10 protein-coding genes are annotated in these 11811 nt (G+C 71.5%); 2 read left to right on the top strand and 8 right to left on the bottom strand.

The genetic code is table 11. The features are described 5' to 3' along the window. Window positions 1-195: 195 nt before the first annotated feature. The 5 genes from ACWGI8_RS28305 to ACWGI8_RS28325 form a co-directional block, all read right to left on the bottom strand. Entirely contained in the window at window positions 196-1137 is a 942-nt protein-coding gene (locus tag ACWGI8_RS28305) for an ROK family glucokinase (RefSeq protein ID WP_453665116.1), read from the bottom strand. A gap of 61 nt (window positions 1138-1198) precedes the next feature. Further along, window positions 1199-1639 carry a DUF5304 domain-containing protein gene (locus ACWGI8_RS28310; protein WP_453665118.1) on the bottom strand — a complete coding sequence of 147 codons (441 nt, stop codon included), beginning with the start codon at window positions 1637-1639 and terminating at the stop codon, window positions 1199-1201. A 59-nt stretch (window positions 1640-1698) separates the two neighbouring features. Next, a complete protein-coding gene (locus ACWGI8_RS28315) occupies window positions 1699-3030 on the bottom strand; it encodes an ArsA family ATPase (RefSeq protein ID WP_453665119.1) in 1332 nt (443 codons plus the stop codon). A gap of 11 nt (window positions 3031-3041) precedes the next feature. Beyond that, the gene (locus ACWGI8_RS28320; RefSeq protein WP_453665121.1) at window positions 3042-3491 is read right to left on the bottom strand and encodes an SRPBCC family protein; all 450 of its coding nucleotides are present in this window, start codon (window positions 3489-3491) and stop codon (window positions 3042-3044) included. A 64-nt stretch (window positions 3492-3555) separates the two neighbouring features. Further along, entirely contained in the window at window positions 3556-4317 is a 762-nt protein-coding gene (locus ACWGI8_RS28325) for a metallophosphoesterase family protein (RefSeq protein ID WP_453665123.1), read from the bottom strand. Window positions 4318-4555: 238 nt separating this feature from the next. Here ACWGI8_RS28325 and ACWGI8_RS28330 point away from each other — a divergent pair, with 238 nt between their 5' ends. After that, window positions 4556-6352 (top strand): AMP-dependent synthetase/ligase, encoded by a 1797-nt coding sequence (locus ACWGI8_RS28330; protein WP_453665124.1) that lies wholly within the window; start codon window positions 4556-4558, stop codon window positions 6350-6352. On the opposite strand, the gene ACWGI8_RS28335 is transcribed toward ACWGI8_RS28330, so the two are convergent. Both ACWGI8_RS28335 and ACWGI8_RS28340 read right to left on the bottom strand, forming a co-directional pair. Further along, the gene (locus ACWGI8_RS28335) at window positions 6349-7965 is read right to left on the bottom strand and encodes a GMC oxidoreductase (protein WP_453665126.1); all 1617 of its coding nucleotides are present in this window, start codon (window positions 7963-7965) and stop codon (window positions 6349-6351) included. The genes ACWGI8_RS28330 and ACWGI8_RS28335 overlap by 4 nt on opposite strands. A 226-nt stretch (window positions 7966-8191) precedes the next feature. Beyond that, window positions 8192-9334, bottom strand: a complete 1143-nt coding sequence (locus tag ACWGI8_RS28340; protein ID WP_453665128.1) for a glycosyltransferase family 4 protein — start codon at window positions 9332-9334, stop codon at window positions 8192-8194. Between the two features lie 101 nt (window positions 9335-9435). Between ACWGI8_RS28340 and ACWGI8_RS28345 the strand changes: the two genes are divergently transcribed. Continuing rightward, window positions 9436-10662 (top strand): glycosyltransferase 87 family protein, encoded by a 1227-nt coding sequence (locus ACWGI8_RS28345; RefSeq protein ID WP_453665129.1) that lies wholly within the window; start codon window positions 9436-9438, stop codon window positions 10660-10662. Here ACWGI8_RS28345 and ACWGI8_RS28350 read toward each other — a convergent pair. Continuing rightward, the coding region (locus tag ACWGI8_RS28350) for an MATE family efflux transporter (protein WP_453665131.1) at window positions 10626-11811 on the bottom strand (1186 nt) is incomplete at its 5' end. The genes ACWGI8_RS28345 and ACWGI8_RS28350 overlap by 37 nt on opposite strands.

The following is an 11811-nucleotide window of genomic DNA, read 5'->3' on the forward strand; positions in this document are numbered from 1 at the left end:
TTCCCCTCCCCGCCCCTTCCCGAACTGGGGCTCCGCCCCAGACCCCGATTCGGGGGCTCTGCCCCCGCACCCCTGCGCCTCAATCGCCGGCGGGGCTCAAACAGAAGGGGCGGGGAGGGGAAAGGGCCCGGAACGCGCGAGCCCGCCGGGCCCCGGGGAGGGGCGCGGCGGGCGCGTGAAAGGGGTGGGAGGGCGTCAGCCCTGGCGGGCCAGGTCCGCCGCGCCGACCAGGCCGGCCTTGTTCCCGAGCTGGGCCGCGAGGACCTGGGCGTGCGGTCGCCACTGGGCGCCGATCAGCCAGCGGCGGAACGACTTCCGGATCGGGTCGAGAACCAGCTCGCCCTCGTCCGAGACGCCGCCTCCGACGATGAACGCCGACGGGTCGAAGAGCGACGCGAGGTCGGCCAGACCGGCACCGGCCCAGCGGGCCAGCTCGCGGAAGGAGTCGACGGCCACCTTGTCGCCCTGCCGGGCGGCGGCGCTGACGTGCTTGCCCTCGATGCCGTCGGGCGTGCCGTCGCCGAGGCCGAGCAGGATCTCCGCGTTCTCCGGGGTCGCGAGGGCGCGCTGGCGGGCGTACCGGACGAGGGCGCGCCCCGACGCGTACTGCTCCCAGCAGCCCTGGCTGCCGCAGCCGCACAGCAGGCCGTCGGGAACCACCCGGATGTGCCCGAACTCGGCGGCCACACCGAAGCGTCCACGCCGCAGCTTGTTGCCGATGATGATCCCGCCGCCGAGACCGGTGCCGAGCGTGATGCAGATGACGTCTTCGTGGCCCTGGCCCGCGCCGAAGCGGTACTCCCCCCACGCCGCCGCGTTCGCGTCGTTCTCCACGACCACGGGAAGGCCTACGCGCTGCTCGATCTTGTCCTTGAGCGGCTCGTGGCGCCAGTCGATGTTCGGCGCGAAGAGGACGGTGGAGCGCTTCTCGTCGACATAGCCGGCGGCGCCGATGCCGACCGCCTCGATGTCGTGCCCCTTACCGGCTGCGGTGACGGCCGAGCAGATCGCATCCACGATGCCTTCGGCGGTCGGCGGAGTGGGCACCGTGTGCGTCTCGAGAATGGTGCCCGCTTCGTCGACCACGCCGGCCGCGATCTTGGTGCCGCCGATGTCGACGCCGATGGTGAGTCCCATGTGTCCCTCAGTTTTCGGTCGAGCCCCGCTAAGGCCAACCGTACCGGAGGGAGTCGGGGCCTCAGTCCAGGTCGATCTTCTCGCTCGGACCCGGCCCTTCGTCCCGCCGGTGGTTCTGGCCGGTCGTCTCGTCACGCGTCCAGCGCCGCTCGTGGCCCTCGACGGCCGAGCGGTACGCGGCCAGCAGTTCGTTACCCGCGGCCGCGAGATGGTCGAAGACCTGCGGGTTGCGCTCGATGACCGGCTCGACGGCCGACTTGGCCTGGCTGATCAGCTGCTGTACGGCACCCTGCGTGGCCATGCCGAACAGCGGGTTCTGCATCGAGGACACCTTGTCGGCGACCGCGTCGATGAGCTTGCGCAGCTCTTCACCCGCGGTGCCTGTGGGGTGACCGTACTGCTCCCGGCGGCGGGCCTGCTCCGCCTTCAGGTCTTCGTCGCACGCCGTGGCCCAGGCGTCGGCATCGGCGTCGTTGGTGGGACGCTCGGTGGCATCGCTCATGGCGCACTCCTCGGAAAGGGCTTCGTACTGTTGACGGTACCCGAACGACCGCGGACCCTTCAGCGTCTGCGAGGCCACAGGTCGGGGTCCGGCGTGAACCTGACCCTCAGGTGGCCTTCCCTGAGGCCCGCACCGGAGACCGTGCAGCGGCGCAGGACGGAGGGGAGGAGGAAGATCCGGCGGAACGGGCCGACCGTGATGAAGAGTTCATCACCGCGGCGGAGCAGATCGAGCTCCTCCTTGACGGCTCCCGGCAGCGGCAGCACCCAGTGGAGCTCGCCGTCCCCCAGAGGTCCGTCCTCCAGAGGTCCGTCCCCACCTCCACCGGGCTCTTCCGTGCCCCGGACGCAGACACGGCCCGGCCCGGCGCCACGCCCCGTGCTTCCGGCCGCGAAGCCGTCGCTGCCCGGGCAGAGCCCGCCGCCGAGGCCGGCCGTCTCGGAAACGGTGGCACCCGGCTCCGTGTCCGGCCCTGTGTACGGTCCTGTGGCCTGCACCGTGTCCGGCATCGTGTCCAGCGCGGCCAGGTCGTCGAGGCCGCGCGGGTCCCGGCCCAGGTGGGGGACCTTGCGGAGCGAGGCGGCCGGCGCCCACTCCTCGTACCAGCCCGCCAGGCACTTGGTCTGCTGGGCACGGAGCGCCGCGAGCCAGGGGTCGGGCGTTTCCCCCGGCAGGATCCGGTTCGCCACAAGAGTGTCGACGACCGTCCCGTACAGGGCGAGGCCGGTCCGGGCGGTGCGCAGGGTGTCCTCGGCGGCGGGTCCCGGCTCCGCGACCAGCCGGACGGTGGTGCTCCGATCCTCGATCAGTTCCTGTACCGCCGCCAGCTCCGTCTCCCAGCGCGCGGCGGTCTCGTACAGCCACTGCGCGGGCATCGGGACGCCGGCGAGCTGCGCGAGTACGGGGCGGAGCGCACGCGCCGCCTGCCGCTCGGCGGGCAGCAGCCGGCGCAGATAGCGGCGGAGCTGTTCGGGCAGGGCCAGCAGGGCGATGGTGTCGCGGACCGGGGGCATGTCGACGACCAGTACGTCCCAGTCGCCGGCCGCCGCGTCGCGCAGCGCGCGAAGGTGGGCGAACTGCTCGCTGCCGGGGAGTTCGGTGAGCTCCGCGTCCTCCAGCTTGTGTGCGCCCAGCAGATCGAGCGCGGCGGAGCTGCGCTCCTGGAAGGTGAGCAGCTCGCTGCGGAAATGCGCACCGGAGTCGATCCGCGCGGCCCACAGCCCGTCGGTGACCTGGCCCGGAGCGGTCCCCACCGGGACTCCGAGCACGGCGTCGGCCTCGGCCGAGAGCAGCAGGGTCCGTCCGCCGCGCCGGGCCGCCGCGAGCGCGGTCGCTGCAGCGACGGTGGTGCGGCCCGAGCCGCCGGGCCCGGTGACGAGAACGGTGCGCATGAGGGCGGTCGTCAGGCCTTCGGGCCGGACTCGACGCGCTTCTTCAGGCCGGCGAGGGCGCGGTCGATGATGACCTTCTCCGCCTTGCGCTTGATCATCCCGAGCATGGGGATCTTGACGTCGACGGTCAGCTGGTAGGTGACCTCGGTGCGCTCGCCGCCACCGGCCGGGGCCAGCGTGTACGAGCCGTCCAGGGCACGCAGCATCTGCGACTTGACCAGGGTCCAGGAGACCTGGTTCTCACCGGTCCAGGTGTACGCGAGGGTGTGGTCGTCCTTGATCGCACCGGCGTCGAGCACCAGCCGGACCTGCACGGCGCGGCCCTGGTCGTCCTTCTCCAGGACCTCGGTCTCCTTCACCTCGCCCGTCCACTCCGGGTAGCGCGCGAAGTCGGAGATCACCCCCATCACATCGGCCGGTGCCGCGTCGATGGTGATGCTCGAGCTGGTGTGTTCCGCCATCGCCGGGCTCCTCCAGTGCTATCCGGACGGGGTTGCGGTGTGCAATCTACCGTGACCGGACCGCTCACCATTCCAGGGCCCACGGCCTGCCCGTGGACGCGAAGTGCCCGACGTTCACGCACTCCGTCGCGCCGATGCGCATGCGCCGGGCCAGCGGCTGGTGGACGTGCCCGAAGAGGGCGTACCGGGGCCTCGTCCTGCGGATCGCGTCGAGCAGGGCCCGGCTGCCGCGTTCGAAGCGCCGGGGGACGGTGTCGTACGTCAGCTCGGGAACGTCGGGCGGGATGTGCGAGCAGAGGACGTCGACCTCACCGAGGGCCTCGACCTTCGCGGCGTACTCCTCGTCGGAGATCTCGTACGGCGTCCGCATCGGGGTGCGCAGTCCGCCGCCGATGAAGCCGAAGACGCGACCGTCCAGCTCGATGCGCTCGCCGTCGAGGACCGTGGTGCCCGGCCGCGCGTACTCCGGCCAGAGGGTCGGTATGTCGACATTGCCGTAGGTGGCGTACGTCGGGGTCGGGAACGCGGCGAACATCTCGGCGTACTGCTTGCGTACGGCGGCGAGGATGGCGGCGTCCCGGTCCAGCCCCGCCCAGAGCCTGCGGCCGAGCTCGCGGGCCTCGTCGAAGCGGCGGGCGGTGCGCAGCTCGACGATCAGGTCCGCGTTCTCCACGCCGAAGAGGTCGGGGAAGATGCCGCGGGAGTGGTCGGCGTAGTCCAGGAAGAGCACCAGGTCGCCGAGGCAGATCAGGGCGTCGGCCCCGTCGCCCGCCTTGGCCAGATCCGATGTGTTCCCGTGCACGTCACTGACCACATGAACTCGCATGTCGATCACCCTAGGGTCGTCGGCGGGGTACTGGGTAGAGGCGGCCGGACCTGCGGTTACTTCCTGGTCGTCCGGCGGGTGGAATAGTGTTCGCGGAGGTGCGGCACACAGGTGTGACGCAGGGAACATCTGACCGGGACCCCCTATCCGGAACCAAGTACTGATGGGTAACGTCCGGGCAGTCCCCGGTGCGTTCACACAGAGCCGTGGCGCCGGCGCCCGATGAGGAGCAGCAGTCTTGCGCGAGTTCAGCCTTCCGGCCCTGTACGAGGTCCCCACGGACGGCAATCTGACGGATCTCATCCGCCGCAATGCCACACAGCATCCGGACACCGCGGTCATGGGCAGAAAGGTCGCCGGTGCCTGGACGGATGTCACCGCGACCCAGTTCCTGGCCGAGGTGCGGGCCGCCGCGAAGGGTCTGATCGCCGCCGGGATCCAGCCCGGTGACCGGGTCGCCCTGATGTCCCGCACCCGCTACGAGTGGGTGCAGCTCGACTTCGCGATCTGGAGCGCCGGCGGTGTGACCGTGCCGGTCTACGAGACCAGCTCCCCCGAGCAGGTGCAGTGGATCATCGGTGACTCCGGTGCGGTCGCGGCGATCGTGGAGAGCGACGCGCACGCCGCCGCGCTCGGGGCCGTACGGGATTCGCTGCCGGCCCTTCAGCACGTGTGGCAGATCGAGCGGGGCGCGGTCGAGGAGCTGACCGCCGCCGGCGCGGAGATCTCCGACGAGACGGTCGACGAGCGCAGCGCGGTCGCCAAGGCCGACGATCCGGCGACGATCGTCTACACCTCGGGCACGACCGGCCGCCCCAAGGGCTGTGTCCTCACCCATCGCGCCTTCTTCTCGGAGTGCGGCAATCTGGTCGAGCGCCTCAAGCCGCTCTTCCGCACGGGCCAGAGCTCCGTCCTGCTCTTCCTCCCGGCCGCCCACGTCTTCGGCCGTATGGTCGCGCTCGCCCCGGCGATGGCGCCGATCAAGCTCGGCTGCGTGTCGGACATCAAGAACCTCACCGATGAACTCGCCTCCTTCCGGCCGACGATGATCCTCGGCGTGCCGCGCGTGTTCGAGAAGGTCTACAACTCCGCGCGGGCGAAGGCCCAGGCGGACGGCAAGGGCAAGATCTTCGACAAGGCCGCGGACACGGCGATCGCGTACAGCCGCGCGCTCGACACCCCGCAGGGCGCGTCGCTGGGACTGAAGTTCAAGCACAAGGTCTTCGACAGGCTCGTCTACAGCAAGCTCCGGGGCGTGCTGGGCGGTCGCGGCGAGTTCGCCATCTCCGGCGGTGCGCCACTGGGCGAACGGCTCGGCCACTTCTACCGCGGCATCGGCTTCACGGTGCTGGAGGGGTACGGCCTGACGGAGACGTGTGCGGCCACGGCCTTCAACCCGTGGGACCGGCAGAAGATCGGTACGGTCGGGCAGCCGCTGCCGGGCTCGGTGGTGCGGATCGCCGACGACGGCGAGGTGCTGGTGCACGGCGAGCACGTCTTCACGGGGTACTGGAACAACGAGGCGGCGACCGCGGAGGCGCTGGCCGACGGCTGGTTCCACACCGGTGACATCGGCACGCTCGACGAGGACGGCTACCTCGCGATCACGGGCCGGAAGAAGGAGATCCTGGTGACGGCGGGCGGCAAGAACGTCGCTCCGGCGGTCATCGAGGACCGTATCCGGGCTCACGCGCTGGTCGCGGAGTGCATGGTCGTGGGTGACGGGCGGCCGTTCGTGGGCGCGCTGGTCACGATCGACGAGGAGTTCCTGGCCCGCTGGGTCGCCGACAACGGGAAGCCGGCCGGTTCGACGGCCGCTTCGCTGCGCGAGGACGCGGATCTGCTGGCGGAGATCCAGCGGGCGGTGGACAACGGCAACGCCGCGGTTTCCAAGGCGGAATCGGTGCGGAAATTCCGCATTCTCACCTCCCAGTTCACGGAAGAGGCCGGCCACATCACGCCGTCGCTGAAGCTGAAGCGCAATGTGGTGGCGAAGGACTTCGCCGACGAGATCGAGGGGATCTACCGGGCCTAGGCCCCTGCGTAGTCCTCGGCGAGGACGCGCTCGATGTTGCGTTCGGCGAGCGCGGTGATCGTGACGAACGGATTGACGCCGATGGAGCCCGGGACGAGGGCTCCATCGGTGACGTACACGCCGGGGGCCCCTCGCACCCGGCCGTAGTCGTCGGTGGCCCGGCCGAGCACGCAGCCGCCGAGCGGGTGGTACGTGAAGTCGTCGGCGAAAGTCCTGTTGCCGCCGAACAGGTCGTACCGGTAGATCGTGGCGTTCTTCAGATTGATGCGGTCGAAGAGTTTCTTCGCCGCGTCGACGGAGACCTGGCTCTGCGCCTGGGTCCAGTTGAGCTTCGCGGAGTCGCTGGCCGCGTCGTACCTGAACGTGCCGCGCTCCGGATTCCTGGTGATCGCCAGATAGAGGCTGATCCAGTGCTCGAAGCCCATCGGGAGCGGGGCGATTTCGGCGAAGACCGGATTGGTGGCGTTGGACCAGTCGTCGATGCCCATGACGGGCATGGTCGCCTGGTTGGCCCCGACGGTGTCCCACATGTGGTTGGCGCGGGCGGTCATGACGTTGCCGTTGGTGCCCCAGCCGGTGCCGACGTGGGGGCTGAGGTCGGGCAGTGCGCCGGACTCCCGGGCGCGCAGGAGGAGTTCGGTGGTGCCGAGGCTGCCGGCGCCGAGGAACAGACGCGTGCAGCCGATGTCGCGGGTGGCGACGACCTTGCCGGTCGCGTCGATGCGATCGGCGGTGACGACGTAGGTGCCGTCCGGTTGCCTCCGGACGGCACGGGCCCGGTGGAGGGTCTCGATGGTGACGTTGCCGGTGCCGAGCGCGGCGGCGAGGTAGGTCTTGTCGAGGCTGCGCTTGCCGTGGTTGTTGCCGTAGATGACTTCGCCGGCGAGGGCGGACCTGGTGACCTGGCCCGCTGCTTCGCGCTCCATGTACCCGAAGTCGTAGACGTTGGGTACGAAGGTGGTCTTCAGGCCGGCGTTGGCGGCGTGCTTGCGGGAGATCCGGGTGAAGCGGTACCACTCGGTCGACTCGAACCAGGCCGGGTTGACGGTGTTGACGCCCAGCATCTGGCGGGCGCGCGGGAAGTACGTGTCGTACATGGCGGTGGCGTCGACGGTCGGCAGCGTCTCGGAGAAGTACGCGCGCTGCGGGGTGACGGCCATGCCGCCGTTGACCAGTGACCCGCCGCCGACGCCGCGTCCTACGTACACGGACATGTGGTCGTAGCGGACGCGGTCGAGTACGCCGGGGTAGGGGCTGATGTTCTTGTTGACGACATCGAGCCAGAGGAACTGGGCGAGCGGGGCCTCGGTGCGGGTGCGGAACCACATGGAGCGGTGGTCGGGGGCAGCGGTGGTGCAGAAGAGCTTTCCGTCGGGGCCGGGGGTGTCCCAGAGGCGGCCCATTTCGAGGATGAGGGTGGGGATGCCGGCCTCGCCGAGCCGGAGGGCGGTGACGGCGGCGCCGTAGCCGGAGCCGATGACGAGAGCGGGGGTGTGGTCCTGTGCGCCTGCGGCGGGCTGGGCGGCGAGGGAGATCCGGGCCAGCCCGAGTGCTGCGGCGGTCTGGAGGGCGCCGAGACCCAGGAGGTGACGGCGCGTCAGATTTGGTGTCATGTGCGCAGCATGTGCGGACTTTGGCGTTCCGCCTATGCGCTCCGCGCGTGATTTTTTGGGGGCGTGCAAGAGTGCCGTTTGCGCCAGGCGCGGGCGGGGTGTCCGTCCTCCAACGCCGGACGGGCGGATGCGTACCCGGCAAGGTGTCCGGCTTCGAACGCAGGACGGGCTTCGATTGAGCCCGTCGCTCGCCGCAGGTGCCCGGCAAGATCCACCGGACAGGCCCTTAAAGCAAGGCCCTCAGCCGGTCCGCCAGGAGGTCCCAGCGCCACCGCTCCTCGATCCAGTCGCGGCCCCGCTCCCCCATACGCCGCCGCAGCTCCGGATCCTGCAGCAGAGTCACGATGCGGTCCGCCGACTCCTCGGGAACACCGCCCCGCACCACCCAGCCCGTCTCGCCGTCGAGGACGGCGTCCGGCGCGCCGCCGGAGTCGCCCGCGACGACCGGGAGGCCGGTCGCCGAGGCCTCCAGGTAGACGATGCCGAGGCCCTCGACGTCCAGGCCGCCCCGCCGCGTACGGCACGGCATGGCGAAGACGTCACCCGCGCCGTAGTGCGCGGGCAGTTCCTCCCAGGGCACGGAGCCCGTGAAGCGCACGGACGCGGCCACGCCGGTCGTGTCCGCGAGCCCCCGCAGCTCCTTCTCGTACGGCCCGCCGCCGACGATCAGCAGCACCGCGTCCGGCACCTTCGCCAGGATCGCGGGCATGGCGAGGATCAGCGTGTCCTGGCCCTTGCGCGGCACGAGCCGGGAGACACAGACGACCACCGGGCGGTCCGCGAGCCCGAGCCGCTCGCGGACCGCGTCTCCGCCCGAGCCCGGGTGGAAGGTCTTCTCGTCGACGCCTGGCGGCAGTTGCACCATCCGCCCCGCCGCCTCGGGCGTCAGTGCCGCGGCGATCCGCGAGCGCGTGTACTCGCCGAGATAGGTGATCGTGTCCGTGCCCTCGCCGATCCGGCGCAGCAACTGCCGGGACACGGGCAGCTGCGCCCAGCCCGCCTCGTGGCCGTGCGTCGTGGCGACGAGCCGCCGCGCGCCCGCCTTGCGCAGCGCGGGCGCCATCAGTCCGAGCGGCGCCGCGGCCCCGAACCACACCGACGTACAGCCGTGCTCCCGCAACAGCCCCACCGCGCGCCGGGTGACGCGCGGGGTGGGCAGCAGCATCGTCGTACGGTCCCGGACGACCGTGAAGGGCTGCTCGGCGTCGAAGTCGGCGGTGGCCTCGATGCCTTCGCGGCTGCGCTTCCAGGTGGAGGCGTAGACGACGAGCTGCTCGGGGTCCAGGCGCAGCGCCATGTTGTGGAGGAACGCCTGGATGCCGCCGGGCCGGGGCGGGAAGTCGTTGGTCACGATCAGGGTCTTGTCCATCGCCGCCGACAGTACCAACGGCGGCCACGCCTCTTCGCAGGCATACGGTCGTTCCGGGCATCATGGCCGCTCGGCACCGTACGAAACGGCATGAGGTGGTCATGAAGGGCGCAGCCGGGCTGCCCGTCGCGGTGTGGGTCCTGACCAGGACCGTCCTGCTGCTCTGGGTCCTGAAGGTCCTGTACGTCACCGGCCCCGATGTGACCAGCGATGTCACGGTGATCTACCAGGGCTGGTACGAGGTACTGAGGACCGGCACGTACCCGATGGACGATGTCACCTGGCAGTACCCGCCTGCCGCCGCCCTCGCGATCCTCTCCCCCGCTCTGCTGCCCTTTCTCGGCTATGTCTCCGCCTTCTTCGTCCTGGCGCTGGTCTGCGACGCGGTGGTGTCCGGGCTGCTGCTGTACGCGGGGCGGCGGCCCGGCAAGTCCCCGAAAGGGATCTGGGTCTGGGTCGCGGGGGTGCCGCTGCTCGGCCCGACCGCGTACGCCCGCTACGACCTGATGGTGACGGCGGTCGCGGTCGCCGCCCTCCTCGCGGCCGCACGCCGGCCCGGGCTCGCGGGCGCCCTGGCCGGGTTCGGCGCGCTGCTCAAGGTGTGGCCGGTGCTCCTGCTGGCCGGGATGCGCCGGGGCCGTTCCTGGGCCGCCGCGGCGGTCACGGGGACCGGACTGCTGCTGGCCTTCGCGGTGACGATGCCGGGGGCGCTGGCCTTCCTCGGTTTCCAGCGCGACCGGGGCACCGAGATCGAGTCGCTGGGCGCACTGGTCTTCCATGTGGCCAGGCACTTCGGCTGGGACGGGCAGGTGCTGCTCAACTACGGCTCCGTCGAGTTCCTCGGCCCGTACGTCCCGCTGGTGAGCGCGGCGGCGCTCGGGCTGACGCTCCTGGCCCTCGGCTGGATGGTGGTGTGGCGGCTGCGGGCCGGGGAGTTCACGGCGAGCACCCCGGCCGACGCGGCGTTCACCGCGGTGTTGCTGTTCACCACCACGAGCCGGGTGATCAGCCCCCAGTACATGGTCTGGCTGGTGGGTCTGGCCGCGGTCTGTCTCGTGTTCCGGTCGAGCCGGATGGCGCCGCCCGCCTGTCTGGTGCTCGCGGCCACCGGGGTCACGTTCCTGGAGTTCCCCATCTGGTTCGCGGAAGTGGTGGCGAGCGATCCGCCCGGCGTCGCGCTGCTGGCGGTGCGCAACGGGCTGCTCGTGACGGCGACGGTGCTGGCCTGCCGACGGCTGTGGACGAGTACGGTCGCCGGGCAGCGGCGCCGGAGACGGCACGCGCTCCCCGCTCAGCCCGTGCGCGACAGGAAGACCGTCGGGTCCTGACGGGCGGGCGCGGTCCGCCGGAACAGCCGGGCCATCGCCGCGCACTGCACTGCCATGGCCAGGGCCATGGCGAGGCACACGCCCGGCAGGCCGAACCCCGACAGCCCGTACGCGAGCGGCAGTTGGACCAGTGATCCGACGATGGTGATCCGTGCCACCAGGGCGCTGCCGCCGCTGCCCTCGAAGACCCCGCCGAGCGCGATGAAGCAGGCGAGCAGGGTGAGATACGGGCCCAGGCAGCGCAGGTACGTCGCCCCGGCCCCGGCCACCGCCGGGCCCGCGCCGAAGGCTTGCATCACCCAGGGCGCGAGCCCCAGCAGCAACAGCGCGGCGCCCGCGCCGAGCGTCCCGGAGACCAGCAGCGCCTGGCGTCCGACCGCCCGCCGCTCGTCGCGCCCGGCACCGAGCAGATGCGCGGTGTGGATGGAGGCGGCCTGGCGCACGGCGTAGAACGCCATCGTGGCCACGTACATGGCCTTTGTGGCGATGCCGTACGCCGCCACGGCGGTGACCCCGAGCCGGGCCACGACGGCGACGAGCGCGAGGGCGCCCGCCATGCGGACGACGAAGTCTGCGGACATGGGCAGTCCGGTGCGGGCGGTTCGGCGCAACACTCCGAAAACGGGCCGGCCGGGCCCGGCGGGAGGGGCGGCTCGGGCGGCGCGCAGCACCGGGTTGCGGCGCAGGGCGACGAGCCCGGCGGCAAGGGCCGCCGAGCGGCCGACGACGGTGGCGAGGGCGGCGCCGCCGACCCCGTACCGGTCGATGAGCAGCGGGTCGAGGAGGAGGATCAGACCGTTGGCGAGGAAGGCGAGGCGCATGGGGGTGCGGGTGTCGCCCGCGCCCTTGAGGATGCCGTCGAGGAGGTTCGTCGCGAAGAAGACGGCCATGCCGGGGAGCGAGATCGCGAAATAGCCGGCAGCGAGGGCGGCGGGCGGGCCGTCGCCGCCGAGCACCAGCCGGGCGAGCGGATCGCGCAGGACGTACCCGCCGACCGCGACGGGCGGCACGATGAGCGCGCACAGCGCCCAGCCGCCGCGTACGGCGGCCCGTACGGCTCCCGGGTCCTCGGCGCCGCGGGCCCGGGCGACCAGCACGGTGGTCCCGGAGCCGGCCATGAGGATCACGCCGAGGAGCAGGTTCTCGACG

The organism is Streptomyces sp. NPDC054841, assembly GCF_053611045.1.